The organism is Janthinobacterium sp. LPB2021202312-11-4, assembly GCF_037049705.1.
Taxonomy (GTDB): domain Bacteria; phylum Pseudomonadota; class Gammaproteobacteria; order Pseudomonadales; family Pseudomonadaceae; genus Aquipseudomonas.
Map to the genome: position 1 here is coordinate 148,025 of NZ_JBAGKV010000004.1, position 24,055 is coordinate 172,079.

At 61.0% G+C, this 24,055-nt stretch carries 29 protein-coding genes and 1 riboswitch; of the genes, 19 read left to right on the top strand and 10 right to left on the bottom strand.

Annotation, left to right across the window (positions count from 1 at the left end; genetic code table 11):
• The first annotated feature begins 88 nt into the window (after nucleotides 1-88).
• The 4 genes from hda to V5E99_RS06165 all read left to right on the top strand — a co-directional run bounded on the left by hda (nucleotide 89) and on the right by V5E99_RS06165 (nucleotide 3,007).
• Complete coding sequence (gene hda, locus V5E99_RS06150; RefSeq protein WP_054049492.1) at nucleotides 89-793, top strand: DnaA regulatory inactivator Hda; 705 nt, start codon at nucleotides 89-91, stop codon at nucleotides 791-793.
• Between the two features lie 364 nt (nucleotides 794-1,157).
• Nucleotides 1,158-1,631: a C40 family peptidase gene (locus V5E99_RS06155; protein ID WP_499801631.1), complete on the top strand. Its 474-nt coding sequence runs from the start codon at nucleotides 1,158-1,160 to the stop codon at nucleotides 1,629-1,631.
• A gap of 167 nt (nucleotides 1,632-1,798) precedes the next feature.
• Nucleotides 1,799-2,338, top strand: a complete 540-nt coding sequence (locus V5E99_RS06160) for a C40 family peptidase (RefSeq protein ID WP_499801632.1) — start codon at nucleotides 1,799-1,801, stop codon at nucleotides 2,336-2,338.
• Nucleotides 2,339-2,359: 21 nt separating this feature from the next.
• Complete coding sequence (locus tag V5E99_RS06165) at nucleotides 2,360-3,007, top strand: O-methyltransferase (protein WP_499801633.1); 648 nt, start codon at nucleotides 2,360-2,362, stop codon at nucleotides 3,005-3,007.
• A gap of 7 nt (nucleotides 3,008-3,014) precedes the next feature.
• Here V5E99_RS06165 and V5E99_RS06170 read toward each other — a convergent pair whose 3' ends face one another.
• The 5 genes from V5E99_RS06170 to V5E99_RS06190 all read right to left on the bottom strand — a co-directional run bounded on the left by V5E99_RS06170 (nucleotide 3,015) and on the right by V5E99_RS06190 (nucleotide 6,658).
• Complete coding sequence (locus V5E99_RS06170) at nucleotides 3,015-3,155, bottom strand: DUF2256 domain-containing protein (RefSeq protein WP_499801634.1); 141 nt, start codon at nucleotides 3,153-3,155, stop codon at nucleotides 3,015-3,017.
• Complete coding sequence (locus tag V5E99_RS06175) at nucleotides 3,152-4,690, bottom strand: cryptochrome/photolyase family protein (protein WP_499801635.1); 1,539 nt, start codon at nucleotides 4,688-4,690, stop codon at nucleotides 3,152-3,154. The genes V5E99_RS06170 and V5E99_RS06175 overlap by 4 nt, the downstream gene beginning before the upstream one ends.
• A 43-nt stretch (nucleotides 4,691-4,733) precedes the next feature.
• A complete protein-coding gene (locus V5E99_RS06180) occupies nucleotides 4,734-5,444 on the bottom strand; it encodes an SDR family NAD(P)-dependent oxidoreductase (protein ID WP_499801636.1) in 711 nt (236 codons plus the stop codon).
• A gap of 36 nt (nucleotides 5,445-5,480) precedes the next feature.
• A complete protein-coding gene (gene folE, locus V5E99_RS06185) occupies nucleotides 5,481-6,041 on the bottom strand; it encodes a GTP cyclohydrolase I FolE (protein WP_499801637.1) in 561 nt (186 codons plus the stop codon).
• 170 nt (nucleotides 6,042-6,211) lie between these two features.
• Nucleotides 6,212-6,658, bottom strand: a complete 447-nt coding sequence (locus V5E99_RS06190; RefSeq protein WP_499801638.1) for a thiol-disulfide oxidoreductase DCC family protein — start codon at nucleotides 6,656-6,658, stop codon at nucleotides 6,212-6,214.
• Between the two features lie 162 nt (nucleotides 6,659-6,820).
• Between V5E99_RS06190 and V5E99_RS06195 the strand changes: the two genes are divergently transcribed.
• Complete coding sequence (locus tag V5E99_RS06195; RefSeq protein ID WP_499801639.1) at nucleotides 6,821-7,279, top strand: metallophosphoesterase family protein; 459 nt, start codon at nucleotides 6,821-6,823, stop codon at nucleotides 7,277-7,279.
• Nucleotides 7,280-7,333: 54 nt separating this feature from the next.
• On the opposite strand, the gene V5E99_RS06200 is transcribed toward V5E99_RS06195, so the two are convergent.
• Both V5E99_RS06200 and V5E99_RS06205 read right to left on the bottom strand, forming a co-directional pair.
• A complete protein-coding gene (locus V5E99_RS06200; protein WP_499801640.1) occupies nucleotides 7,334-8,647 on the bottom strand; it encodes a PQQ-dependent sugar dehydrogenase in 1,314 nt (437 codons plus the stop codon).
• A gap of 68 nt (nucleotides 8,648-8,715) precedes the next feature.
• A complete protein-coding gene (locus V5E99_RS06205; protein WP_499801641.1) occupies nucleotides 8,716-9,300 on the bottom strand; it encodes a hypothetical protein in 585 nt (194 codons plus the stop codon).
• 152 nt (nucleotides 9,301-9,452) lie between these two features.
• Nucleotides 9,453-9,683, top strand: a riboswitch (cobalamin riboswitch).
• Nucleotides 9,684-9,763: 80 nt separating this feature from the next.
• On the opposite strand from V5E99_RS06205, the gene cobO reads away from it, so the two are divergent.
• The 14 genes from cobO to V5E99_RS06275 all read left to right on the top strand — a co-directional run bounded on the left by cobO (nucleotide 9,764) and on the right by V5E99_RS06275 (nucleotide 21,317).
• Nucleotides 9,764-10,375 (top strand): cob(I)yrinic acid a,c-diamide adenosyltransferase, encoded by a 612-nt coding sequence (gene cobO / locus V5E99_RS06210; protein WP_499801642.1) that lies wholly within the window; start codon nucleotides 9,764-9,766, stop codon nucleotides 10,373-10,375.
• Nucleotides 10,372-11,754 (top strand): cobyrinic acid a,c-diamide synthase CobB, encoded by a 1,383-nt coding sequence (locus V5E99_RS06215; protein ID WP_499801643.1) that lies wholly within the window; start codon nucleotides 10,372-10,374, stop codon nucleotides 11,752-11,754. Before cobO ends, V5E99_RS06215 begins: the two co-directional genes overlap by 4 nt.
• A complete protein-coding gene (gene bluB, locus V5E99_RS06220; protein WP_499801644.1) occupies nucleotides 11,751-12,401 on the top strand; it encodes a 5,6-dimethylbenzimidazole synthase in 651 nt (216 codons plus the stop codon). The genes V5E99_RS06215 and bluB overlap by 4 nt, the downstream gene beginning before the upstream one ends.
• Nucleotides 12,398-13,306, top strand: coding sequence for an adenosylcobinamide-phosphate synthase CbiB (gene cbiB, locus V5E99_RS06225; RefSeq protein WP_499801645.1), 909 nt, complete (start codon nucleotides 12,398-12,400; stop codon nucleotides 13,304-13,306). Before bluB ends, cbiB begins: the two co-directional genes overlap by 4 nt.
• Entirely contained in the window at nucleotides 13,299-14,291 is a 993-nt protein-coding gene (gene cobD, locus V5E99_RS06230) for a threonine-phosphate decarboxylase CobD (protein ID WP_499801646.1), read from the top strand. Before cbiB ends, cobD begins: the two co-directional genes overlap by 8 nt.
• Complete coding sequence (locus V5E99_RS06235) at nucleotides 14,288-15,739, top strand: cobyric acid synthase (protein WP_499801647.1); 1,452 nt, start codon at nucleotides 14,288-14,290, stop codon at nucleotides 15,737-15,739. Before cobD ends, V5E99_RS06235 begins: the two co-directional genes overlap by 4 nt.
• 132 nt (nucleotides 15,740-15,871) lie before the next feature.
• Nucleotides 15,872-16,393 (top strand): bifunctional adenosylcobinamide kinase/adenosylcobinamide-phosphate guanylyltransferase, encoded by a 522-nt coding sequence (cobU, locus tag V5E99_RS06240; RefSeq protein ID WP_499801648.1) that lies wholly within the window; start codon nucleotides 15,872-15,874, stop codon nucleotides 16,391-16,393.
• Complete coding sequence (gene cobT, locus V5E99_RS06245) at nucleotides 16,390-17,445, top strand: nicotinate-nucleotide--dimethylbenzimidazole phosphoribosyltransferase (protein ID WP_499801649.1); 1,056 nt, start codon at nucleotides 16,390-16,392, stop codon at nucleotides 17,443-17,445. Before cobU ends, cobT begins: the two co-directional genes overlap by 4 nt.
• Nucleotides 17,442-18,017 (top strand): alpha-ribazole phosphatase family protein, encoded by a 576-nt coding sequence (cobC, locus tag V5E99_RS06250; protein WP_499801650.1) that lies wholly within the window; start codon nucleotides 17,442-17,444, stop codon nucleotides 18,015-18,017. Before cobT ends, cobC begins: the two co-directional genes overlap by 4 nt.
• Before the next feature lie 2 nt (nucleotides 18,018-18,019).
• Nucleotides 18,020-18,754 (top strand): adenosylcobinamide-GDP ribazoletransferase, encoded by a 735-nt coding sequence (locus V5E99_RS06255; RefSeq protein WP_499801651.1) that lies wholly within the window; start codon nucleotides 18,020-18,022, stop codon nucleotides 18,752-18,754.
• Nucleotides 18,755-18,924: 170 nt separating this feature from the next.
• A complete protein-coding gene (locus V5E99_RS06260) occupies nucleotides 18,925-19,329 on the top strand; it encodes a MarR family winged helix-turn-helix transcriptional regulator (RefSeq protein ID WP_499801652.1) in 405 nt (134 codons plus the stop codon).
• Nucleotides 19,330-19,381: 52 nt separating this feature from the next.
• The gene (locus V5E99_RS06265; RefSeq protein WP_499801653.1) at nucleotides 19,382-20,590 is read left to right on the top strand and encodes an MFS transporter; all 1,209 of its coding nucleotides are present in this window, start codon (nucleotides 19,382-19,384) and stop codon (nucleotides 20,588-20,590) included.
• The gene (locus V5E99_RS06270; RefSeq protein ID WP_499801654.1) at nucleotides 20,587-20,709 is read left to right on the top strand and encodes a hypothetical protein; all 123 of its coding nucleotides are present in this window, start codon (nucleotides 20,587-20,589) and stop codon (nucleotides 20,707-20,709) included. Before V5E99_RS06265 ends, V5E99_RS06270 begins: the two co-directional genes overlap by 4 nt.
• Nucleotides 20,710-20,765: 56 nt before the next feature.
• Nucleotides 20,766-21,317: a glutathione peroxidase gene (locus V5E99_RS06275; RefSeq protein WP_499801655.1), complete on the top strand. Its 552-nt coding sequence runs from the start codon at nucleotides 20,766-20,768 to the stop codon at nucleotides 21,315-21,317.
• An 89-nt stretch (nucleotides 21,318-21,406) separates the two neighbouring features.
• On the opposite strand, the gene V5E99_RS06280 is transcribed toward V5E99_RS06275, so the two are convergent.
• From V5E99_RS06280 to V5E99_RS06290, 3 genes are all read right to left on the bottom strand, one after another.
• A complete protein-coding gene (locus tag V5E99_RS06280; RefSeq protein ID WP_499801656.1) occupies nucleotides 21,407-22,678 on the bottom strand; it encodes an OmpP1/FadL family transporter in 1,272 nt (423 codons plus the stop codon).
• 146 nt (nucleotides 22,679-22,824) lie between these two features.
• Complete coding sequence (locus V5E99_RS06285) at nucleotides 22,825-23,307, bottom strand: hypothetical protein (protein WP_499801657.1); 483 nt, start codon at nucleotides 23,305-23,307, stop codon at nucleotides 22,825-22,827.
• Nucleotides 23,308-23,583: 276 nt separating this feature from the next.
• Entirely contained in the window at nucleotides 23,584-23,808 is a 225-nt protein-coding gene (locus V5E99_RS06290; RefSeq protein WP_162436092.1) for a hypothetical protein, read from the bottom strand.
• Between the last annotated feature and the right edge of the window lie 247 nt (nucleotides 23,809-24,055).

The window sequence follows — 24,055 nt, forward strand, 5'->3', positions numbered from 1 at the left end:
CCGCATTGTGCGGGCTGCCTCACGGGTATAAACTTCGCAAACTTTACACAGAGGCCACTAACGGTTCCTTTGGAACTGTTCAGTCAGCATGAAACCGATTCAGCTGCCCCTAGGTGTGCGTCTGCGTGATGACGCTACCTTTATCAATTACTACCCAGGCGCCAATGCCGCAGCACTCGGCTATGTCGAGCGTCTATGCGAAGCCGACGCCGGCTGGACCGAGAGCCTGATTTACCTCTGGGGCAAGGACGGAGTAGGGCGCACGCACTTGTTGCAGGCCGCCTGCCTGCGCTTCGAGCAAATGGGCGAGCCGGCGGTTTACCTGCCGCTGGCCGAGTTGCTGGATCGCGGCATCGAAATCCTCGACAACCTTGAACAATACGAACTGGTCTGCCTGGATGATCTGCAAGCTGTCGCCGGGCGTGCGGATTGGGAAGAGGCGCTGTTCCATCTGTTCAATCGGCTGCGGGACAGTGGCCGGCGTCTGCTGATCGCCGCGTCGACCTCGCCGCGTGAACTGCCGGTGAAATTGGCGGATCTCAAATCGCGGCTCACCCTGGCGCTGATCTTCCAGATGCGTCCGCTCTCCGATGAAGACAAATTACGCGCCTTGCAATTGCGTGCGTCCCGTCGCGGTTTGCACCTGACCGACGAAGTCGGGCATTTTATTTTGACCCGTGGTACCCGCAGCATGAGCGCGCTTTTCGAGCTGCTTGAGCGCCTCGATCAGGCCTCTCTTCAAGCTCAGCGCAAGCTGACGATTCCCTTTTTGAAAGAAACCCTGGGCTGGTAAAACCGCGGCCTGTAGCGGGTTTTGGCATATTTCAGGCGTCAGAAAATCCGCTTTCCTGCGGGGTGGCAGGCTGCGCTAACTTTCAAAATGGGCTTAAGCGCTTAGATGTAAACGAGAAACCGAGAAGTCACATAAAGATCGATTGAATTTGCAAATGAGGTCGATAGCGGGCATAGTCTCGGCTTCTTTACAACTATCAGCCACGGTCGTGCCCATGCTAAATCGCTTCGCACCCCTCGTGCCTCTCGCACTCGTCACCCTGTTGTTTGGTTGCGCTGCTCACTCTCCAGTGTCCCAGCAAGAGCAACAACACCAGGTTAAAAACTCTGTTACCGCCCAATCTTCCGTTCTTTATCAGGAAGAGATGGCCACCGAAAAAGAACTGGCTGACTTCGCCGATGGCAAGTCGTACCAGCTTCCGGTTCTGGCTGACAGCATCCTCGAACGCGGCATGTCCCTGATCGGTACCCGTTACCGTTTCGGCGGTACCTCTGAAGCCGGTTTCGACTGCAGCGGTTTCATCGGCTACCTGTTTCGTGAAGAGGCCGGCATGAACCTGCCACGCTCCACTCGCGAAATGATCAACGTGGATGCCCCACTGGTGTCGCGCAACAACCTCAAGCCTGGCGATTTGCTGTTCTTCGCCACGAACGGTCGTCGCGGTCGCGTCAGTCACGCCGGTATCTACCTCGGTGATGACCAGTTCATCCACTCCAGCAGCCGCAAAAGCGGTGGCGTGCGGGTCGATAACCTGGGCGATAGCTACTGGAGCAAGACCTTCATCGAAGCCAAGCGCGCACTCGCCATGGCCCCGACCGTGGTCACCGCTCGCAAGTAAGCACACTTTCTGTAAGGCGAACTTAAAGTCTTACTTGAAGTTTGCCGTATAGGCGCTAGAATCCTGATCTATTATTGATGGCAAACCGCCTGCGTCCTGCGCAGGCGGTTTTCTTTTCTGTCTTCCCGGCAGAAAAAAAGCCGCAGCCAGATCAGGATGTTCTGCTTATGACGATGTCGGCCCGCCTCACACTGATGTTCTTCGCAGCGCTGCTCAGCGCCTGCGCCAGCCGTACCCCGCCGCCCGCGCCGGTGGTGGTTCGCGCCCCGATTGTTTTCGGCTCCTCCCAGGCATTCTCCCCGGAAGCGGAAGACGTGTTGTTTCGCGCCCTCGGCCTGGTGGGCACGCCTTACCGCTGGGGTGGCAACACGCCGGACTCCGGATTCGATTGCAGCGGCCTGATCGGTTACGTTTACCGTGATGTCGCCGGGATTTCCCTGCCGCGTACCACGCGCGAAATGATCAGCATGCAAGCGGCCAATGTCGGCAAGGAAGGCCTGCAAACCGGTGACCTGATTTTCTTTGCCACCAACGGCGGCTCCCAGGTCAGTCACGCCGGGATCTACGTCGGCGAAGGTCGCTTCGTTCATGCCCCGGCGACCGGCGGCACGGTGAAGCTCGACAGTTTGTCCAAAGCCTACTGGCAGAAAGCTTATCTGAGCGCCAAGCGTGTCTTGCAACCTGAGCACCTGGCGCGTAATCAGTAGTTTTTGCAGCAAGAGGTTGTCATGACCGCTCGCACGCTCAATCTCGACGATTCGCTTTACCACTACCTGCTCGACGTTTCCCTCCGGGAAACGCCGCTGCTCAAGCGCTTGCGTGACGAAACCCAGGCGCTGCCCATGGCGCGCTGGCAAGTGGCGCCGGAGCAGGGGCAATTCCTCGCGTTACTGGTCAAACTCACCGGCGCCCGGCGTTTGCTGGAAATCGGCACCTTCACCGGTTACAGCGCCTTGTGCATGGCGGCCGCTTTGCCGGACGACGGCTCGCTGATCTGTTGCGACATCCCAGGCGATTACAACGCCACTGCCCGACGTTACTGGCAGGAGGCGGGCCTGGCCGAGCGCATCGACCTGCGTCTGGCGCCCGCGCTGGACACCCTCGCTCAACTGTCAGGGCCGTTTGATCTGATCTTCATCGATGCCGACAAAGCCAACTACCCGAGTTATCTCGAACATGCCCTGCGCTTGCTGCGGGTCGGTGGTCTGGCGGTGTTCGATAACACGCTGTGGAGCGGACGGGTGCTGGAAAGCAATCCCGAAAGCACTGACACCCGAGCCATTCAGGCCCTCAATCGTGCCTTGAAGGATGACTCGCGGGTGGATTTGTCGTTGTTGCCCCTAGGTGATGGCCTGACCCTTTGCCGCAAAAGGTAAGCGAGGCTCAGCGTTCAGCTGATTTGTTGCGCCGACAACGCTCCGAGCAGTAACGCACCTCGCCCCAGCAGCGCGCCCATTTCTTGCGCCAGGCGAAGGGCAATCCGCAGACCGCACAGGTTTTGACCGGCAGTTCACGCTTGTTCAAAACGACTCCCCGGCATCCAGTTTGGCGAGCAGTTGCTGGCCCCGTTCCCAGAGCGCTTGTTGCTTGGGTTCAGTCATGCGATCGAGGTTTTTGTAGACCATGCCCAGGCGCTGATTGCTGCGCAGAAGGTCGCCGTGACGCATCAGGAAATGCCAGTACAGCGCATTGAAAGGGCAGGCGTCGTCGGTCGTGCTTTCAGTAACTTTGTACGCGCAGTTACGGCAGTAATCCGACATGCGCTTTATATATTGGCCACTGGCGCAGTAAGGTTTGGAACCCAGGTAGCCGCCATCGGCGTGCATGACCATGCCCAAGGTATTGGGCAGTTCAACCCAGTCGAAGGCGTCCATGTAGATCGCCAGGTACCAGTCGCAAATCTGGCTCGGCGCGATGCCGGCCAGCAGTGCAAAGTTGCCGGTCACCATCAGCCGCTGGATATGGTGGGCATAGGCATGTTTCAGACTTTGGCCGATGGCCTGGCCCATGCAGTTCATCCTGGTGTCGCCCGTCCAGTAGAACTCGGGAAGCGGCCGGGTATTGCCAAACAGATTGCCGCCGGCGTAGTCGGGCATCTTCAGCCAGTACACGCCCCGTACGTATTCACGCCAGCCGATGAGTTGGCGGATAAAGCCTTCTGCGGCATTCAGCGGAATTCTGTGCGCCCAATACGCGGCCTCGACGTCGCTGCACAACTGCCGTAAGTCCAGCAGGCCAATATTCAGTGCGGCGCTGATCCGCGCATGAAACAAAAAGGGTTCATCGCTGGCCATCGCATCCTGGTAGTCGCCGAATGCGGCCAGGCCCCAATCGAGAAAGTAATCCCACAAGGCTTGGGCCTCGGCGTGGGTAACCGGGTAGTCGAAGCTGTCGAGGGCGCCATAGTGGCTGGCGAAGTTTTTTGCGACCAGCTCAAGCACTTCCTGAGTGATTGCATCGGCCGAAAAGCGCACCGGCGAAGGCGCCCTCACGCCTTTGGGCAGGGCCTTGCGGTTGTCGGCATCAAAGTTCCAGGCGCCGCCCACCGGGCTGCCGTCACCATTGAGCAGCAGGCCGCTTTTGCGCCGCATCTCACGGTAGAAGAACTCCATGCGCAGTTGCTTTTTGCCTTCGGCCCAGGACGAAAATTCGGCACGGGTGCAGAGAAAGCGGCTATCGCCATGCCACTGGATCGCTAAGCTGCAGTCCTTGAGTGACTGCTCCAGGCGCCAGTCACCGCACTCTGTCAGGTGCAACTCATCCGGTTGCAGCAGCGATTGCCAGCGCCGCAATTCACCCGGCACCGATCCGCTATTGTGCGGATCATCGAGGGTGACGTACTGCACGCGGACGCCACGCTGCTTCAATGCCTCGGCAAAATGACGCATTGCACTGAAGATCAGGGCGATTTTTTGCGGGTGATGGGGCACATGGCTGGCTTCTTCCATCACCTCCGCCAGCAGAACCGTATCGCGCTCGGGGTCCAGGCCCTGCAATGAGGGCAGGTCGAAGGACAGTTGGTCGCCCAGAACCAGACACAGTCGGCGAGTCTTGCTCATTTGCCTGTCCCCGGCGGAATGTGAATCAAGGTTTACTCCTTGCCTACCAAGGTAGGCGCTCACCGTTATAAGCAAAGAAATTGCCGCTGTCGGCAGGCGTCAGACGGTCGATCAGTGATAACAACTCATGGGCCGCCCTGTTTGCCGGCCTGGCTGCAGAGGCGCTACGGAAGGGCTGTGAAAGGCCCGAAATGACGGTGCCTGGATGCAGACTCAGCAAGCGGGTTTGCGGGCGGGTTCGCGCCAGTTCGATCGCCGCCGTTTTGATCAACATGTTCAACGCGGCCTTGGAGGCGCGATAGGCATACCAGCCGCCCAAGCGGTTGTCGCCGATACTGCCGACCTTGGCGCTGAGCACTGCCATCGCGCCACGAGGGTCAAGCAGTGGCAAAAAGTGACGCAAAACAAGCGCCGGCCCTAGTGCGTTGACCTGAAACACAGCCTGAAACGCATCCGTCTCAATCGCGGAGTAACTCTTTTCAGGTTTGATTCCGTCGCGATGCAGCAGCCCGGCGGCATGCAAGATCAACTGGTACGGGGCTTCTTCAGCTAATTCGGCGGCCGCCTTCGCGATACTGTCGGGCGTTTCCAGGTCCAATCCTGGAACACTCGTGCGCCCCAGCTCACGAACAACCGAGCATCGAGGATCTTCCTTGAGCAATTCACAAAACGCCGAGCCAAGCGCTCCACTGGCGCCAATCACCACGGCGCGGTAGCCGTCGCCAAGGGAGTTCATTTCAAAGGGACTGTTCATTCAGCGTCTCCTGCAGGCATGCGCGATTTCCAGGCGTTAACTGCGTCGCCCAATCAGTTGCAGGAACTCCAGGCGCGTGGCGGATGACTCGCGAAAGGCGCCGAGCATCACTGAGGTCGTCATCACCGAGTTTTGCTTCTCCACGCCCCGCATCATCATGCACATGTGTTTCGCCTCAATAACCACGGCCACGCCGGCGGCATCAGTGATGTGATGGATAGCGTCGGCAATTTGTTTGGTCAGGCTTTCCTGGATCTGTAAGCGGCGCGCGAACATGTCGACGACCCGGGCGACCTTCGACAGGCCCAGCACCCTGCCTGTGGGGATGTACGCGACATGTGCCTTGCCGATGAAGGGCAGCAGGTGATGCTCACACAATGAATACAGCTCGATGTCGCGCACGATGACCATTTCATCGTTTTGCGATTCGAACAGGGCGCCGTTGGTCACGTCCTCCAGACTCATCGTGTAGCCGTTGCACAGGTACTGCATCGCTTTGGCGGCGCGCTTGGGCGTATCCCGCAGTCCTTCACGCTCAGGGTTCTCGCCGACGCCGACGAGAATTTCACGGTAATGCTCGGCTAATGACGGGTTCATTTGGATACCTCGCAGCCATGCTGCGCTTCAGGTGACGGCAATCCTTGGCGGTAGGGGTATTTGTGCTGCGCACGCTGTGTCGCAGATAACGCGGGTTTCGCCGGGTCAGTTGGACGCAGGTTCTTCGTCGGGCCTGTGAACCCGTGACGCTTTCCAGGCCCGCTTTGTTTTCAGCGTGGTTGCTCGCCTTGTACAGATTTTGTTGCGGGCACCGCACAGCGTTTATCCCGACAGCGACGGCTGCCATCAGGGTGAGGCAGCCACGCCAAATGGGGGCGTAAGTGGCAGAACAGGCGATAACCGACGGCGAGCAGCGGTCGCAGGGCGCGCCATGTCAGTGGCGTGGCCCAAAACCCCAGGCCAGCGGCGCGCCAACTCCACAGGGTGGCGTCCAGGCCGCTCACCCAGCGGCCATCGGCGAAACGCGCATGCAACGACGACTGCATTTGCTCAAGCGTGAAACCGAGTGCCTGGGCATCAAACGCATCGTTGCCAAGGTCAACAAACAGCAGTCGACTGTCGATGGCGTGTCGGCGCAGGATCTTGATTTCTCGTGCGCAGAGTGGGCATTCACCGTCAAAGTACAGCGTCAGTGGCCAAGGCTCTTTATTGTACATTGATGAGTATCTTGTATAGGTTTTGTATAAGATAGGCTGAAAAAAGCCGTCTGACAATGACCGCAATTCTTTTGCCTGAAGTGCTATTGGTGTTCGCGAGTACTGATGAAGAACGCCACGCGCGCGCGCTCACCGTCGCACGCATTTGCCCTGGAGATTTGTATGAAAGTTGGCGTGATTTCAGACACCCACGGTTTGCTCCGTGCCGAGGCGCTGGCGGCCCTGGACGGTTGTGAGCAGATCATCCATGCGGGTGACATCGGTAAACCCGACATTCTGCATCAGCTCTCGGCGATTGCTCCCCTGCACGTCGTGCGTGGGAACAATGATCAGGACGCACCGTGGGCAGAGACGCTTCCCGACCTGCTGCGTTTCAACCTCGGCGGGTGGCAGGCATTGTTGGTACATGACTTGGCTGACGTCCCGGCGGTGCTCGATACGGGCCTGAAACTGGTGATCACCGGCCATTCGCACAAACCGCGTATCGAATGGCGCGGCGAGCGGCTCTATCTCAATCCCGGAAGTGCGGGGCCGCGCCGCTTCAAGCTGCCGGTGACACTGGTATTGCTTGAGGTGAGCGAAACCTCGATTGAGCCTCTTCTGGTGCATTTGCTGGGTTGACCGGACCCGCGATGCCCATCGCTCAGTGCCGGGCATCGCGGGCTATTCGTTGCTTTATTTAACCGCCGAAACCCGCCACACCTTGTTCCCCACATCATCGGCTACCAGCAAATCCCCTTGCTGGTCGATCACCACGCCTACCGGCCGGCCCAAGGCGTTTTCATCCTTGTCGAGGAAACCGGTCAGCACATCCACGGGTTTGCCGGTCGGCTTGCCCGCCGCGAACGGCACGAAAATCACTTTATAGCCGCTATGCGGTTTGCGGTTCCACGAGCCGTGCTGGCCGATGAATGCGCCGTTGGTGAACGGCGCCGGGAGTTTGCTGCCCTCGGCAAACGTGAAGCCCAACGACGCGGTGTGCGGACCGACGGCGTAATCCGGGGCGATGGCTTTGGCCACCAGGTCCGGGTTCTGCGGTTCGACGCGCACATCGATGTGCTGTCCGTAATAACTGAACGGCCAGCCGTAAAACGCGCCGTCCTTGACCGAGGTGATGTAGTCCGGCACCAGGTCGCTGCCGATCTCATCCCGCTCGTTGACCGAGGTCCAGAGCGCACCGCTGTTCGGTTCCCAGCCCATGCCGTTGGGGTTGCGCAGGCCAGAGGCGAAGATCCGGTGATTGCCGGTGGCGCGGTCCACTTCCCAGATCGCCGCGCGACCTTCCTCGGCAGCCAGGCCGTTTTCGCCGACGTTGCTGTTGGAGCCCACCGTCACGTAGAGCTTGCTGCCGTCCTTGCTGGCGATGACGTTTTTGGTCCAGTGGTGATTCAGCGTGCCGCCGGGCAAATCGATGACTTTCATCGGCTCGGATTTGATCACGGTATCGCCGGTTTCATAGTGAAAACGCAGCAAGCGATCCGTGTCGGCGACGTACAGGTCGTTGCCGACCAGGGTCATGCCGAACGGTGAGTTGAGGTTTTCAATAAACGTCGTGCGGGTTTCGGCCACGCCGTCGTGGTCCTTGTCCCGCAGCAGCGTGATGCGGTTCGGGCTCGGCACGCCGGCACCAGCGCGGCCCATGACTTTCTTCATCACCCAGCCGCGAATGCCTTTGCTGTCATCGGGCTTGGGCGGCGCGTTGGTTTCGGCCACCAGCACGTCGCCGTTGGGCAGCACGTAGAGCCAGCGTGGGTGGTCGAGACCTTCGGCGAAGGCCGCGACTTGCGTGCCTGCCGCCGCTGTCGGTTTGGCGCCGGCCGGCCAGCCGATCGCCGGGGCGATGTTCACCGTCGGGATCAGGGTTTTGTTCGGTTCGGGGAGTTTGGGTGACGGGCCGGTGCCGTCAGAGACTTGCAGGCTGGAGGTCTCACCGCAGGCGGCGAGCCCGCCGGCGAGGGCGATGACGAAAACGAGCTGGGGATTGCGCATGCTGATCTTCCCTATGAATGCACTGACTTATTCAATAGAGAAGCGCAGGCCCGCGATGGTTCAACCGGTCAGCCGCGCGCCTCTTTGAACAGCACGGCGATACCGGGATGGTAGTTGCCCGCTTCGTTACGCAACTTGCGGTAGGCGTAGGGGAAATACCAGGCCACGGCGCAGGTGTGTTCCTTCTGCAGGTCGTCGACCATGTCCTGGAGTTCTTCCGGGGTGGCGCTGTGCTGGGTTTTTTGCGGGGCGACGAACAGACAGCCGAGTTTCAGGTCGCTGGTGTGGCTGATTCGCTTCGCGTCGCTGGTGATATCCGCCAGGGCTTGTGTCAGGTTCAGGCTATTGACCCGTGGCCAGCGCTGGGTGGCCTGAACGAAAGCGCGGGCCTCGCCGCTGGCAATCAGCAGGTCGGCGCGGGCATTACGTTCGCCTTCTTCGGCTTGTTTACGGGTCGGTGTCTGTTGCAGCGTGACCATTTCCGCCATCCACGCCGCCGCCGAGAGCAGCCCGAGATTGGCTTTTTCGTCGTGCCAGTAGGGGGTGTCGTTGTCGCCGCGCACCGCGTTATAACGGTCGATACAGTCAAACCAGCGTTCCAGCAGCGGGCGCAGGAATTCCAGCTTCGGATTGCTGATGATCATGCCTTGCATGGGCTCACCCTTGTTATTGTGTTGTGGGATGTGGCTCTTTGATATCACTGCTGGGAGTGTGGCACAAGATTGGCGTCAGTTAATTGATCGACGGCAGTTTTTCGCCGGATGGCGCCCCTGCTTTAATTGACGCTCCACCCCCAACCCTCTAACCTTCGCGGCTTGTTTCAGGTGCTCTGTGACTGCGGTCGACAGAGTGAAACAGGGAAACCGGTGAGTGACGTTCTGCATCAATGAACAACCACGATCCCGGCGCTGCCCCCGCAACGGTAAATGAGTCAAAGCTGCGTCTTGAGCCACTGTGTCGATTGGCATGGGAAGGCGCGCAGCCCGGCGTAACGCCGCTCATGAGCCCGGAGACCGGCCTGATCCATCCAGCGGCATCACGGTGGGCGATGCCAGGCTTCTTGCCATCTATTCTTGTGCCTGCCCGCCGTTATCCAGCCTCAACGGAGAGCTCCCCATGACTGACACCCCCGATCGTGACGAACGCCACCTGGCGCGCATGCTGCGCAAAAAAGCCGTGATCGACGAACGCATCGCCAACTCGCCGAACGAATGCGGCCTGCTGCTGGTGCTGACCGGCAACGGCAAAGGCAAAAGCAGCTCGGCCTTCGGCATGCTCGCCCGGTCCATGGGCCACGGCATGCAGTGCGGTGTGGTGCAGTTCATCAAGGGCCGCAACAGCACCGGCGAAGAGTTGTTCTTCCGCCGCTTTCCGGAGCAGGTGCGCTTTCATGTGATGGGCGAGGGCTTCACCTGGGAAACCCAGGACCGCCAGCGTGACATCGCCGCCGCCGAAGCCGCGTGGACCGTGTCCCGCGAATTGCTGCGCGATCCGTCGATTGGCCTGGTGGTGCTGGATGAATTGAACATCGCCCTCAAGCACGGCTACCTCGACCTCGATCAAGTGCTCAGCGACTTGCAGGCCCGCCCGCCGATGCAGCACGTGGTCGTCACCGGTCGCGGCGCCAAACCGGAAATGATCGAGCTGGCCGACACCGTTACCGAAATGAACGTGATCAAGCACGCGTTCCAGGCCGGGATCAAAGCGCAAAAAGGCGTCGAATTGTGAGTCAACCACGTCATTGCCCGGCGGTACTGATTGCCGCGCCGGCCTCCGGTCAGGGCAAGACCACCGTCACCGCCGCGCTGGCCCGTTTGCATCGCAATCAGGGGCGCAAGGTGCGCGTGTTCAAATGCGGCCCGGACTTCCTCGACCCGATGATTCTCGAGCGCGCCAGCGGTGCGCCGGTCTATCAATTGGACATGTGGATGGTCGGCGAGCAGGAAAGTCGTCGATTGTTGTGGGAAGCGGCTGGCGAAGCCGACCTGATCCTGATCGAAGGCGTCATGGGCCTGTTCGACGGCACGCCGTCCAGCGCCGACCTGGCGCGGCACTTCGGTGTGCCGGTGCTTGGCGTCATCGACGGTACCGCCATGGCCCAGACCTTTGGCGCGCTGGCGTTGGGGCTGGCGAAGTATCAGCCAGACCTGCCGTTTGCCGGCGTCCTGGCCAACCGCGTCGGCACCTTGCGTCACGCGCAGTTGCTTGAAGGCAGCCTGACCGAAGGCTTGCGTTGGTACGGCGCATTGTCCCGGGAAACCGGGATCGAATTGCCCAGTCGTCACCTCGGGTTGGTCCAGGCCAGCGAGTTGAACGACCTCGATCATCGCCTTGACGCGGCCGCCAATGCGCTGGCCAGCAGTTGCGAGGTAGCGCTGCCACCGGCCGTCGAATTCGCCGCCCCGGATGTGCTTGAAGCCGAGCCATTACTTAAAGGCGTGCGCATCGCCGTGGCCCGTGACGAAGCGTTCGCCTTCACCTACGGCGCGAGCCTGGATTTGTTGCGGGCGATGGGCGCCGAGTTGTCATTCTTCTCGCCGATCCGTGATGCCCGATTGCCCGAAGCGGACAGCCTCTACCTGCCCGGTGGTTACCCCGAGCTGCATCACGTGGCACTGGCGCAAAACACCTCGATGCTGACCGCGATCCGCGCGCATCACGCGGCGGGTAAACCGTTGCTGGCTGAGTGTGGCGGCATGTTGTATCTGCTCGATTCGTTGACCGATGTCGAAGGCACCCGCGCTGAACTGGTCGGGTTGCTGGCGGGTGATGCGGTGATGCAAAAGCGTCTGGCCGCGTTGGCGTTGCAAGCAGTCGAGCTGCCCGAAGGCCTGCTGCGTGGCCACACCTATCATCACTCGCTGACCAGCACCGAGCTTGAGCCCATCGCTCGCGGCCTGAGCCCCAACGGCGGGCGCGGCGCGGAGGCGGTTTATCGTCAGGGGCGGATGACGGCTTCTTATGTGCACTTTTATTTCCCGTCCAATCCAGCGGCGATTGCTGCGCTGTTTGCGCCGGATCTTGAGGCCGCATTCGCGAGCAAGCCTGCTTCCACACTGGATGACCTAACCCCTGTGGGAGCGGGCTTGCTCGCGAAGAGGCCATGAGCGACAACGCATTCAGTCAGGCCGAACGCGAAGCGGTCTACCGAGCCATCGGCGAACGCCGCGACATGCGCCACTTCAGCGGCGGCACCGTCGAGCCCGAGCTATTGCGGCGTTTGCTCGAAGCCGCGCACCAGGCACCGAGTGTCGGCCTGATGCAGCCCTGGCGCTTCATCCGCATCAGCGATCGCGACCTGCGCGGCAAGATCCAGTTGCTGGTGGAAGAAGAACGCATCCGCACCGCCGAAGCCCTCGGCGAGCGCACCGACGAGTTCATGAAACTCAAGGTCGAAGGCATCAACGAGTGCGCCGAAGTGCTGGTGGCCGCGTTGATGGATGATCGCGAGCGCCACATCTTCGGTCGCCGTACCTTGCCGGAAATGGACATGGCCTCGCTGTCCTGCGCGATCCAGAACCTGTGGCTGGCCTCCCGCGCCGAAGGGCTGGGGATGGGCTGGGTGTCGCTGTTCGAGCCGCAAGCGTTGGCCGATTTGTTGGGTTTGCCGGCCGGCGCCAAGCCGTTGGCCGTGCTGTGCCTGGGGCCGGTCAAGGCGTTCTATCCGGCACCGATGCTGGTCCTGGAAGGTTGGGCGCAGGCGCGTCCGCTCAGTGAACTGTTGTATGAAAATTATTGGGGAGTGAGTCAATGAGTGTGGCGTTGTTGAGTGTCGCCGCAGTGGCGCTGGATGCGCTGCTGGGTGAACCCAAACGCTGGCATCCGCTGGTGGCGTTCGGCCGGTTTGCCGACCGCATTGAACAGCGTTTCAACTCCGGCGGTCGCGGTTGGCGCAGTCACGGCGTTACCGCGTGGGTGATCGCGGTGCTGCCGCTGACCTTGCTGGCCACCGCGCTGTCCTGGGCGCCTTACGTTGGTTGGCTGGTGGAAATCCTCGCGCTGTATTGCGCCCTCGGCATGCGCAGCCTCGGCGAGCATGTCGAGCCCGTGGCCAAGGCCCTGCGCAGCGATGATCTGGACGAAGCGCGCAAGCGCGTGGGTTATCTGGTCAGTCGCCAGACTAGCGAGCTGGACAAGACCGAAGTTGCCCGCGCCGCCACCGAATCCGTGCTGGAAAACGGCAGCGACGCGGTATTCGCCGCGCTGTTCTGGTTTGCCGTGGCCGGTGCGCCGGGCGTGGTGCTCTATCGACTGAGCAACACCCTCGACGCCATGTGGGGTTATCGCAACGAACGCTTCGAACGCTTCGGCTGGGCGGCGGCAAAAATCGACGACGTCCTCAACTACATTCCCGCACGCCTGGTGGCGTTGACCTACGCACTGCTGGGCAAAACCCGACTCGCGCTCAAATGCTGGCGCACCCAGGGCCCGACCTGGGACAGCCCGAATGCCGGACCGGTGATGGCCTCCGGTGCCGGTGCGCTGGGCGTCGAGTTGGGCGGGGCGGCGATTTATCACGGCGAATTGCATCAGCGTCCGCCACTGGGCGAAGGCCCGCCAGCGGATGCCGACGCCATCGACCGTGGCTGGCAATTGGTCCAGCGCGGCGTATGGTTATGGCTGCTGATCCTTTGCATTGGGGCTGAATTCTATGCTTGAGCACGGTGGTCGTTTGCGCAAGGCAGCGCTCGAATACGGCATCGCCGAAGCCGATTGGCTGGACCTCTCCAGTGGCCTGGCGCCCTGGCCGTTTCCGATTCCCGAGATTCCATTGCGCGCCTGGGCGCGTTTGCCGGAAACCAATGACGGTCTGGAGCAGGCCGCTTGTGATTATTACGACGCGGCCCATGTGCTGCCGGTGGCCGGTTCGCAAATGGCGATCCAGTTGCTGCCGCGTCTGCGCCGGGCCGGCAAGGTCGGCGTGCTGTCGCCGTGTTATGCCGAACACGCCGAAGCGTGGCGGCGCAACGGCTACATCGTGCGCGAAGTGCTGGAGCAGGAAGTCGACTTCTTTCTCGACAGCCTCGACGTGCTGGTGGTGGTCAACCCGAACAACCCCACGGGCCTGAGCCTGAGCCCGAGTCGCTTGCTCGACTGGCATTCACGGCTGGCCCAGCGTGGCGGCTGGCTGGTGGTGGATGAAGCCTTCATGGACAACACACCGCAGCTAAGCGTGGCCGCGTTTGCCAATCAGGTCGGATTGATCGTGTTGCGTTCCTTCGGCAAGTTTTTCGGTTTGGCCGGGGTGCGGCTGGGCTTTGTGCTGGCCGAGCGCAAGTTGCTCAAATTACTCGCCGAGCAAGTCGGGCCCTGGGCGGTCAGCGGGCCGACCCGGGTACTGGGCCAGGCCTGCCTGCAAGATACCGAAGGCCATGCGCGGCAACGGCTGCGCAGTGATGAGGGCAGTCAGCGTTTGGCCGCGTTGCTGGAACAATACGGCCTCAAGCCTCAGGGCGGTTGCGCCTTGTTTCAGTGGCTGATCACCGAGCGCGCCGAGGCGCTGCATGAGTTCATGGCCCGGCGCGGCATCTTGCTGCGGTTGTTTGTACACAACAGCAGCCTGCGTTTCGGCTTGCCGGCCGATGACGCGCAGTTCACCCGTCTCGAACACGCCCTGCAAGCCTTCGCCAAGGACATCCCATGACAACGTTGATGGTGCAGGGCACCACGTCCGACGCCGGTAAAAGCACCCTGGTGACGGCGTTGTGTCGCTGGGTCACGCGCCACGGTGTGCGGGTTGTGCCGTTCAAGCCGCAGAACATGGCATTGAACAGCGCCGTGACCGCCGATGGTGGCGAGATCGGCCGCGCCCAAGCGGTGCAGGCCCAAGCGGCCAATCTTGAGCCGCACACCGACATGAACCCGGTGTTGCTCAAACCCAACAGCGACACCGGCGCCCAGGTGATCATTCACGGTCGCGCCGTCACCACCATGAACGCGGTCGCTTATCACGACTACAAAGCCATCGCGATGCAAGCGGTGCTGGCCTCCCACGAACGGCTGAGCGCGGCGTATCCGGTGGTGATGGTCGAAGGCGCCGGTTCGCCGGCGGAGATCAACCTGCGTGCCGGCGACATTGCCAACATGGGGTTTGCCGAAGCCGTGGACTGCCCGGTGGTGCTGATTGCCGACATCAATCGCGGCGGGGTTTTCGCTCATCTGGTCGGGACGCTGGAGCTCTTGTCGCCGAGCGAACAGGCGCGGGTGAAAGGCTTCATCATCAACCGTTTTCGCGGCGACATTGCCTTGCTGCAACCGGGCCTCGACTGGCTCGAAGAGCGCACCGGCAAACCGGTGATCGGCGTTTTGCCGTATGTGATGGACCTGCACCTGGAAGCCGAAGACGGCATCGATCAGCGCCAGACCGACAAGGCTGAGCAAGTGTTGAAAGTGGTGGTGCCGGTACTGCCGCGCATCAGCAACCACACCGATTTCGATCCGCTGCGCCTGCATCCGCAAGTGGACCTGCAATTCATCGGCCCCGGCCAGACGATTCCCTCGGCGGACCTGATCATTCTTCCCGGCTCGAAAAGCGTGCGCAGCGACCTCGCGTACCTGCGCGCCAATGGCTGGGACACGGCGATTGCCCGACACCTGCGCTACGGCGGCAAAGTGCTGGGCATCTGCGGTGGCCTGCAAATGCTCGGCGAGCACGTCCACGACCCCTTGGGCCTCGAAGGCGCGCCGGGTTCCAGTGCCGGTCTGGGGTTGCTGGCGTTCGACACTTTGCTTGAAGCAGAGAAGCAGTTGCGCAATGTGCGCGGACGCCTGGCGCTGGAGAATGCCGAGGTCAGTGGCTATGAAATTCATGCCGGCGTGACCACCGGGCCGGCGTTGGAAAACGCCGCCGTGCAATTGGACGATGGCCGTTGCGACGGCGCACAAAGCCTCGACGGGCAGATTTTCGGCACCTACCTGCATGGGCTGTTCGAGTCACCGGCGGCGAGCAGTGCGTTGTTGCGCTGGGCGGGTTTGCAGAATGTGCAGGACGTGGATTACCACGCCTTGCGCGAGCGCGATATCGAGCGGTTGGCCGATCTGGTGGAGAAGCATCTGGATACTCGGCTACTCCGAGAGCTTTGTGGGTTTTGAGGACGCCTTCGCGGGCAAGCCTCGCTCCTACGGGTGGAGCGGTGTCCGCAAATATTGGGCGCGGACTTTGTAGGAGCGAGGCTTGCCCGCGAAGAGGCCCGTCACCACACCGATGATGTTAAGGAATGAACCATGCTCCAACTGATCCTCGGCGGCGCCCGCTCCGGCAAAAGTCGCCTGGCTGAAAAACTCGCCACCGACAGCCAGCGCCAAGTGACCTACATCGCCACCAGCCAACCCCTGGATGGCGAGATGAATGAACGCGTCGCCCATCACCGTGCTCGTCGTCCTGCCGAATGGGCGCTGATCGAAGAGCCGTTGGAACTGGCCCGCGTGCTGCGCGAAAACGCCAGCGCCGAGCGCTGCCTGTTGGTGGATTGCCTGACCCTGTGGCTGACCAATCTGCTGATGCTCGATAACCCCGAGCGCCTCGCTGCCGAGCGAGATGCCTTGCTCGATGGCCTGGCCGCGCTGCCGGGTGAAATTATTTTTGTCAGCAACGAGACCGGAATGGGTGTCGTGCCGCTGGGCGAATTGACTCGCCGCTATGTCGATGAAGCCGGTTGGCTGCATCAAGCCCTGGCTGAGCGCTGTCAGCGAGTCGTCCTGACCGTCGCCGGCCTGCCCCTGACTCTGAAAGGTACTGCGTTATGACTCAATCCTGGTGGCTGAACCCGTGCAAACCGATCGATGCGGCCGTCGTCGAACAGGCTGAGGCCCGGCAACAACAACTGACCAAACCGGCCGGCTCCCTTGGTCGGTTGGAGTCGGTGGCCGTGCAACTGGCCGGGTTGCAGGGGCAGGTCAAGCCGAGCCTCGATCAGCTGTGGATCGCGATTTTTGCCGGTGACCATGGTGTGGTCGCGGAAGGGGTGTCGGCGTTCCCGCAGGAAGTCACTGGGCAGATGCTGCACAACTTCGTCACCGGCGGCGCGGCGATCAGTGTGTTGGCGCGGCAACTGGGTGCCCGACTGGAAGTGGTCGACCTCGGCACCGTCACGCCCTCGTTGAACTTGCCGGGCGTGCGGCACCTGAACGTCGGCCCGGGCACGGCCAATTTCGTCAACGGCCCGGCGATGACCGCCGCTCAAGGTGAACTGGCGTTGCAGGCCGGCCGCGACAGCGTGTTGCGCGCCATCGCGACCGGGGCGCAGTTGTTTATCGGTGGCGAAATGGGCATCGGCAACACCACGGCGGCCAGTGCGTTGGCCTGTGCCTTGCTGGATTGCCCGGTGGTGCATTTGACCGGTCCGGGCACCGGTTTGAACGCGGCGGGTGTCAGCCATAAGGCACAAGTGATTGAGCGTGCGCTGGCGTTGCACGACGCGCAGCGGGGCGATGTGCTGCAAACCCTGTTCAACCTCGGCGGTTTTGAGATTGCGGCGTTGGTCGGTGCCTATCTGGCCTGTGCCCAGGAGGGCGTTGCGGTGCTGGTGGATGGCTTTATTTGCAGCGTCGCCGCGTTGGTGGCGGTGCGTCTGAATCCCGAATGCCGCCCATGGCTGCTGTTCGGCCATCGCGGTGCCGAGCCGGGTCATCGTCATGTGCTTGAGACGCTGAACGCCGAGCCGTTGCTCGATCTCGGTCTGCGTCTGGGCGAGGGCAGTGGTGCGGCGTTGGCGGTGCCATTGTTGCGTTTGGCGTGCGACCTTCACGGGCAGATGGCGACGTTTGCCGAAGCGGCTGTGGCGGATCGTCCTGCATGACGTTGCGCCTGGATTTATTGCGCCACGGCGAGACCGAACTCGGCGGCGGTTTGCGCGGCAGCCTCGACGACGCACTGACCGACAAGGGCTGGGCGCAGATGCGCGCGGCGGTGATCGAGCAGGGGCCTTGGGATCGATTGGTCAGTTCGCCGTTGCAACGTTGCGCACGGTTTGCCGATGAATTGGGCGGGCAACTGGACTTGCCGGTTCAACTGGAAAAAGACCTGCAAGAACTGCATTTCGGCGCGTGGGAAGGGCAGAACACCGCCGAGCTGATGAAAACCAGCGCCGAGGCGTTGGGATTGTTTTGGACCGATCCGTATTCCTTCACGCCGCCCGAGGGTGAGCCCGTAGCCGATTTTTCGGTGCGGATATTGGCGGCAGTCCAGCGATTACACGCGACCTACGCGGGCGAGCGCGTGCTGCTGATCACCCATGGCGGGGTAATGAAACTGCTGCTGGCCCAGGCACGCGGTTTGCCCCGTGAGCAGTTGCTTAACGTTGAAGTCGCCCACGCTTCGTTGCATTCGCTGTCGGTCGGGGCCGGCGCGGTACTAAAGGAAGTGCGCTGAACATGCTGCCCTTCTGGATCGCCCTGCAATTTTTGAGCAGCCTGCCGATTCGTCTGCCGGGCATGCCGGCGCCTCAGGAGTTGGGGCGCTCGCTGCTGTTTTATCCGCTGGTGGGGCTGCTGTTCGGTGGTTTGTTGTGGGGGCTGAACGGGTTGTTGTCGGGCACGCCGTTGTTGCTGCATGCGGCGCTGCTGCTGACCGTTTGGGTCTTGCTCAGCGGCGCGCTGCACCTGGATGGCCTGGCCGATAGCGCCGATGCGTGGCTCGGTGGGTTTGGCGACCGTGAACGCACGCTGACCATCATGAAAGACCCTCGCAGCGGGCCGATTGCGGTGGTGACGCTGGTGTTGGTGTTGCTGCTCAAATTCGCTGCGTTGCTGGCGTTGATCGAGCAGGGGCAGGGCGTTGTTTTGCTCATTGTTCCGTTGATGGGTCGTGCTGCGCTGCTGGGTTTGTTTTTGACCACGCCGTATGTGCGCGCCGGCGGGTTGGGGCAGGCGTTGGCGGATCATTTGCCGCGTCAGGCGGGGTGGCGGGTGTTGGCGGGCAGTGCGCTGGTGTGTGGCCTGATCGCTGGACTGAGCGGTGTTTTCGCTGTTGTGCTGGCGGCGGCGGTGTTTGTCTGGTTGCGGCAGGTGATGCTGCGACGGTTGGGCGGGACGACTGGCGATACGGCGGGGGCGTTGCTGGAATTGCTGGAAATGGTCGTGCTAGTAGGCTTTGCACTAATCCCGTAGGAGCGAGGCTTGCCCGCGAAGAACGATAACGCGGTGAGCCTGCAATACCGAGGTGAATCCTTCGCGGGCAAGCCTCGCTCCTACAAGGGATTGAGCAGAACGTGCGATACGGTGGCAGGGTTGTGTATCAAAAATTTGCTTTCATTTAACCGCGGGTATATACACGCACCATGCTCGACTCCCAATGTTTATGTATCAACCTGCGTCGCGCCGCCCGTGGCGTCAGCAGGCATTACGACGGCGCTCTCGACGGCTTCGGGATCAACGTTGCCCAGTATTCTTTGCTGTGCAATCTGCAGCGTCTGGATCAACCGAGTATTTCCACCCTGGCCGAAGCCATGGGCCTGGACCGCAGCACCCTCGGGCGCAATCTGCGGGTGCTGGAAGGCGAAGGGCTGGTGGCGCTGGTTGAAGGCGAGGATATGCGCAATCGCATCGTCAGGCTCACCGAGGCGGGGGCTGAGCGCCTGGCTGCAGCCCTGCCGGCCTGGGAAGCGGCGCAGCAACGGTTGGTCGACCGCTTGGGCGCCGAAAAACGTGAGACCTTGCTGAAATTGCTGGACGAACTGGCTTGACGCCGGTTTGTTCGATCTTAAGCGGGTATATACCCGCTACCGGAGAATAAGAATGACATCGATGTGGCGTACGTGCGGTTGGGTATTGGTGGGGAGTGCGCTGATCCTGGCGTTGTCGCTGGGGGTTCGGCACGGCTTCGGATTGTTCCTGTCACCCATGAGCGCTCAGTTCGGCTGGGGGCGCGAAGTGTTTGCGTTCGCCATCGCTTTGCAAAACCTGATCTGGGGTCTGGCGCAGCCCTTCACCGGCGCCCTGGCTGACCGCTTCGGTGCCGCAAAAGTAGTGTTGGTCGGCGGTCTGTTGTACGCCGCAGGCCTGATCTGCATGGGGCTTTCCGACTCGGCAGTGACCTTGTCCCTGAGCGCCGGCCTGTTGATCGGTATCGGCCTGTCGGGCACCTCGTTCTCGGTGATTCTCGGCGTGGTCGGCCGCGCCGTGCCGCCAGAGAAACGCAGCATGGGCATGGGCATTGCCAGTGCTGCCGGTTCGTTCGGCCAGTTCGCCATGCTGCCCGGCACACTGGGGCTGATCGGCTGGCTCGGCTGGTCCGCCGCGCTGTTGGTGTTGGGCCTGCTGGTGGCACTGATCGTGCCGCTGGTGAGCATGCTCAAGGACACGCCGCTGCCGACGCTCGGCCATGAGCAAACGTTGTCCGAAGCCTTGCGCGAAGCCTGTTCCCATTCCGGCTTCTGGCTGCTGGCGTTCGGCTTTTTTGTCTGTGGTTTTCAAGTGGTGTTCATTGGCGTGCACTTGCCGGCCTATCTGGTGGATCAGCACTTGCCGGCGACCGTGGGCACCACGGTGCTGGCGTTGATCGGGCTGTTCAATATCTTCGGCACCTACACCGCCGGTTGGCTTGGCGGGCGGATGTCCAAGCCGCGCTTGCTCACCGGTTTGTACCTGTTGCGAGCGGTGGTGATCGGGCTATTCCTCTGGGCGCCGGTGACGACGACCACGGCGTATCTGTTTGGCATGGCGATGGGTTTCCTGTGGTTGTCCACGGTGCCATTGACCAATGGCACCGTGGCGACCTTGTTCGGTGTGCGAAACCTGTCCATGCTCGGTGGGATTGTGTTCCTGTTCCACCAGCTCGGCTCGTTCCTCGGCGGCTGGTTGGGCGGGGTGGTGTATGACCGGACCGGGAGCTACGACTTGATCTGGCAGGTGGCGATTCTCTTGAGTCTGTTGGCGGCGGCCCTGAACTGGCCGGTGCGCGAGCGCCCGGTGGCGCGGCTGCAAACCCAGTTGAGTGCCCTGTGAACAGCCTTTGGCCGCGACTGGCCATTATCGGCGTTTGCGCGTTGCTGCTGGCCTTGTCCTGGTGGGGTTGGCATCAGGGCGGGTTGGCGCTGATGCAGTTGGGCATGGGTGCTTGCTAGCAGGGCGTGAGGGCGAGTAAGTTCGTTTTCTGACGAATTCTCAAGGATGTACCGACATGCTCAAGCGCTGGCTTGCAGTTCCCGCGTTGCTGATGGCGTTCACCGGATTGGCGCAAGCGGCTGACTGCCCGGAGCTCTTGCAGGGCTCGCTGCCCAAGTTGCGAGCCAAGGAATCCATCGATCTGTGCCAGCGCTATGCCGGCAAGCCGCTGGTGGTGGTCAATACCGCCAGCTTCTGTGGTTTCGCCCCGCAGTTCAAAGGCCTTGAGGCGCTGTATCAGCGCTACAAGGACCAAGGGCTGGAGGTGCTCGGCGTTCCGTCCAATGACTTCAAACAGGAGTCCAAGGACGGCGCTGAGACTGCCAAGGTTTGCTACGTCAACTATGGCGTGACCTTCACCATGACCGAGCCGCAGCCCGTACGCGGTGACGATGCGACCCATCTATTCAAAGTTCTCGCCAAGCAGAGCAGCGCGCCGAAGTGGAATTTCTACAAATACGTGGTCGATCGCCAGGGCAAGGTCATTGCCAATTTCTCCAGCCTGACCAAACCCGATAACCCGGAATTTATTGAGGCCGTAGAGAAAGCCATCGCCTCCAAACCCTGATCGACGGCCATTAAAAAGCCCCGCCTCTGTACAAGAGAGCGGGGCTTTTTCGATTCAGGCGGCGAGCGGTTCAGCCTCGCCGTGAATCATCAGAAGCGGTAGGTCGCACCAACACCGAAACCGTTCGCCCAGTTTTGATACTTGGCGCTGTAGGCCTGGCCACGGTCGTTGGTGTTGTTGATATTGACCGACTCTTCGCGCAGGTACGAATACGCCACGTCGATGGTCAGGTCGTCGGTCGGGCTCCAGCCGGCGCCCAGGCTGAAAATCTTGCGATCGCCAGTCGGGATGCGTGGGGAGCGGTCGACGTTGTTGGTCGGCGCCTGGTCGAAGGTCAGACCGGTACGCAGCACCCATTCTTTGTTCAACTGGTAAGACGCGCCGATGGCGTGAGCCCAGGTGTCGTGCCAGTTCTGTTCTTCGGTGATGGAGCCGAACTGGCCAGCCAGGCTGGTCGGAACACCTTTGTTTTCGACAGTGATTTCTTTCAGGCGGCTCCAGCGAGTCCAGGTGCTGCCTGCGTAAAGAGTCCACTTGTCGTCAAGCTGGTGAGTGACCGAGAAGTCCACCGATTCCGGCGTGGTCAGGTCCAGCGAGGCGTCGTACTTCTGGCTTGTGCTCTGGCCAAGCAAGCCCAGTACGCCGTAGTTGATCTTGGTGTTGCCTTCAAGCTTGTACTTCACTTTCGAGTGATAGGTCAGGCCGACACGGGTGCTCTCGGTCAACTGAGCCAGGATACCGATGTTGTAGCCCAGTGCAGTGTCGTCGCCCTTGATCTTCACTTCGCCGTCAGGAAGAGCCGAGATAGCCGAAATGTTCGACTCCAGCTTGCCGTCGATACGGTTGATGGTCGGTCCGAAGCCGATCGACACCTTGTCGTTGAAGGCGTAGCTCACGGTTGGTTGCAGGGTGACGACTTTCACGTCGCTGGTGCTGCCGAAGTAACGGCCGGCAAAACCGTGTTCGTAGTCGGTCACCAGACCGAACGGCGCGTATACACCTACACCAACGGCCCATTGATCATCGATTGGCTTGACGTAGTAGCCCATCGGCACGGCGATGAACGGCACCATGTCGCCGTCATTGCTACCCGAGTTCGGACGGGAGCTGGCCTTGCTGATGTCGGTGTGTGCGTCGAGCATTGCAGCGCCACCGGTGACTTGTTCGCGCTTGATGCGCGCCATGCCGGCAGGGTTGCCATAAATTGTACTTGCGTCATCGGCAGCGGAAGATCGCCCAGCAAAACCTGTACCCATCCCGCTAATGCTTTGTTCGTTGATGGCGAAGCCACTTGCGAAGAGCTGGGTGGATGCCAAGGTAACGGCGAGGCTAAGGGTGGTTTTGAGCATGACTTTTTTCATTATTAGAACTCCTGGTGATCACCGGGGCGAAAATTACCAACATTTTCGCCGCAGCGCTATAGCCTGTATGGGTTGAGTTAGAGCGGTTTTGTAGGACAATCCGACCAGATTCGCGACCGGTTGCCCGATCTTCTGAAGCAGGGCGGTCAGCAAGCGACTTGATTCAGGGGTGAAACACAGGTTTGCCAGGCGCAGGTAAAGTCACGCAGGCGTCCCTGGGGCTGGAAAGTCTGGCGCCAGATTCGCGCCATCCCCAGCACATCATCGGGATCGGGCAGGGGAGTGTTTTGCTCTTCGACCAACAGCCAGGCAATGGCAGTGGCGTAACGCAGGTTAACGGTCAATTCCAGGTGCGGGCTGCTCAAAAAGGCATGCTGGCTGGCAAGGCCGCGAACCAGGCTGGCGCGCTCGGGGTCGAGGGCCAGGTAGTCATCCCAGAGCGCCCGGTGGCGGGGTTCGGCGATTCGGTACAGGCCGTGTCCGCGGCGGTCATGCAGGGCGGAGCCAAGGGCTGACTGGCTGGCGGCAATGCCCAGCAACAGGGATTCGGCAGTTGCGCTATGGCGCCCGAGGTAAATCAAGGTCGGGCGGATCACATAACGGCACAGTTCGCTGGCAGCGATACCCATAAAGCCCTCGAAACATGAAATGGGCGGCGATACCTGAAGGTGGGCTTGGCAGCAGTGAATCGACTCAGGCTCGCCGGAAGCGGATCAAGCCGCTTGAGTTGAAGTGTAGTGTCATATTCGCGCTGTAAAGGACTGTTTTTAAAATATTTCCAGCAGGCAGTTATAACCGTTATATCGGTTAGTACTTAGGCCTGTACTGCGAAAAGAGAAATATCAGGCAATAAAAAGCCCTGCTTTTTGAGCAGGGCTTTTGAGGTTTTCAGTCTTTCTGGCGTCTCAGGCAACCAGTGCCTGGCGAGTACGATCGATCACGGCCTGCAGCGGCTCGGCGCTGGAGTATTGATCGGGGTACAGGCGTTCGCTGTGACGAGCGATACCGTGTTCGTTGACCAGAGTGAAGCTGAAGCAGCCTTTGCGAGCGGCCATGATCAGGCAGTTCATTGGGGCAAAAGCGTTGGTTAGGGTGCGAATGGCATCCTGAGTGTGGATTTGAGTAGTCATTATTGGGTGTTCCTACAAGCGACACGGATAAGAGCCGTGCAAAATTAAAACGTTCCAGTGACGACGACCACCATTGGCCGAACGAAGAACCCGACTGGAACAAAGCAGCCAGTTTGAAGCGCTGATAATTGGCGCGCTTGGGCTGGCAGGTAGGTACTTAGGAGGGCAGGCAGCACATCAAGGGCAAAGGTTCTGGGCCCGGGGTGAAGATCCTGATCAATTTGCAGGCTGGTTCGGTCAGAGTAAG

What these genes read in the sequence shown, in the direction of transcription:
- hda (WP_054049492.1), top strand. Translation starts at nt 89, where the DNA reads ATGAAACCGATTCAGCTGCCCCTAGGTGTGCGTCTGCGTGATGACGCT.
- V5E99_RS06155 (WP_499801631.1), top strand. Translation starts at nt 1,158, where the DNA reads ATGGCCACCGAAAAAGAACTGGCTGACTTCGCCGATGGCAAGTCGTAC.
- V5E99_RS06160 (WP_499801632.1), top strand. Translation starts at nt 1,799, where the DNA reads ATGACGATGTCGGCCCGCCTCACACTGATGTTCTTCGCAGCGCTGCTC.
- V5E99_RS06165 (WP_499801633.1), top strand. Translation starts at nt 2,360, where the DNA reads ATGACCGCTCGCACGCTCAATCTCGACGATTCGCTTTACCACTACCTG.
- V5E99_RS06175 (WP_499801635.1), bottom strand. Translation starts at nt 4,690, where the DNA reads ATGAGCAAGACTCGCCGACTGTGTCTGGTTCTGGGCGACCAACTGTCC.
- V5E99_RS06180 (WP_499801636.1), bottom strand. Translation starts at nt 5,444, where the DNA reads ATGAACAGTCCCTTTGAAATGAACTCCCTTGGCGACGGCTACCGCGCC.
- folE (WP_499801637.1), bottom strand. Translation starts at nt 6,041, where the DNA reads ATGAACCCGTCATTAGCCGAGCATTACCGTGAAATTCTCGTCGGCGTC.
- V5E99_RS06190 (WP_499801638.1), bottom strand. Translation starts at nt 6,658, where the DNA reads ATGTACAATAAAGAGCCTTGGCCACTGACGCTGTACTTTGACGGTGAA.
- V5E99_RS06195 (WP_499801639.1), top strand. Translation starts at nt 6,821, where the DNA reads ATGAAAGTTGGCGTGATTTCAGACACCCACGGTTTGCTCCGTGCCGAG.
- V5E99_RS06200 (WP_499801640.1), bottom strand. Translation starts at nt 8,647, where the DNA reads ATGCGCAATCCCCAGCTCGTTTTCGTCATCGCCCTCGCCGGCGGGCTC.
- V5E99_RS06205 (WP_499801641.1), bottom strand. Translation starts at nt 9,300, where the DNA reads ATGCAAGGCATGATCATCAGCAATCCGAAGCTGGAATTCCTGCGCCCG.
- cobO (WP_499801642.1), top strand. Translation starts at nt 9,764, where the DNA reads ATGACTGACACCCCCGATCGTGACGAACGCCACCTGGCGCGCATGCTG.
- bluB (WP_499801644.1), top strand. Translation starts at nt 11,751, where the DNA reads ATGAGCGACAACGCATTCAGTCAGGCCGAACGCGAAGCGGTCTACCGA.
- cbiB (WP_499801645.1), top strand. Translation starts at nt 12,398, where the DNA reads ATGAGTGTGGCGTTGTTGAGTGTCGCCGCAGTGGCGCTGGATGCGCTG.
- cobD (WP_499801646.1), top strand. Translation starts at nt 13,299, where the DNA reads ATGCTTGAGCACGGTGGTCGTTTGCGCAAGGCAGCGCTCGAATACGGC.
- V5E99_RS06235 (WP_499801647.1), top strand. Translation starts at nt 14,288, where the DNA reads ATGACAACGTTGATGGTGCAGGGCACCACGTCCGACGCCGGTAAAAGC.
- cobU (WP_499801648.1), top strand. Translation starts at nt 15,872, where the DNA reads ATGCTCCAACTGATCCTCGGCGGCGCCCGCTCCGGCAAAAGTCGCCTG.
- cobT (WP_499801649.1), top strand. Translation starts at nt 16,390, where the DNA reads ATGACTCAATCCTGGTGGCTGAACCCGTGCAAACCGATCGATGCGGCC.
- cobC (WP_499801650.1), top strand. Translation starts at nt 17,442, where the DNA reads ATGACGTTGCGCCTGGATTTATTGCGCCACGGCGAGACCGAACTCGGC.
- V5E99_RS06255 (WP_499801651.1), top strand. Translation starts at nt 18,020, where the DNA reads ATGCTGCCCTTCTGGATCGCCCTGCAATTTTTGAGCAGCCTGCCGATT.
- V5E99_RS06260 (WP_499801652.1), top strand. Translation starts at nt 18,925, where the DNA reads ATGCTCGACTCCCAATGTTTATGTATCAACCTGCGTCGCGCCGCCCGT.
- V5E99_RS06265 (WP_499801653.1), top strand. Translation starts at nt 19,382, where the DNA reads ATGACATCGATGTGGCGTACGTGCGGTTGGGTATTGGTGGGGAGTGCG.
- V5E99_RS06275 (WP_499801655.1), top strand. Translation starts at nt 20,766, where the DNA reads ATGCTCAAGCGCTGGCTTGCAGTTCCCGCGTTGCTGATGGCGTTCACC.
- V5E99_RS06280 (WP_499801656.1), bottom strand. Translation starts at nt 22,678, where the DNA reads ATGAAAAAAGTCATGCTCAAAACCACCCTTAGCCTCGCCGTTACCTTG.
- V5E99_RS06285 (WP_499801657.1), bottom strand. Translation starts at nt 23,307, where the DNA reads ATGGGTATCGCTGCCAGCGAACTGTGCCGTTATGTGATCCGCCCGACC.
- V5E99_RS06290 (WP_162436092.1), bottom strand. Translation starts at nt 23,808, where the DNA reads ATGACTACTCAAATCCACACTCAGGATGCCATTCGCACCCTAACCAAC.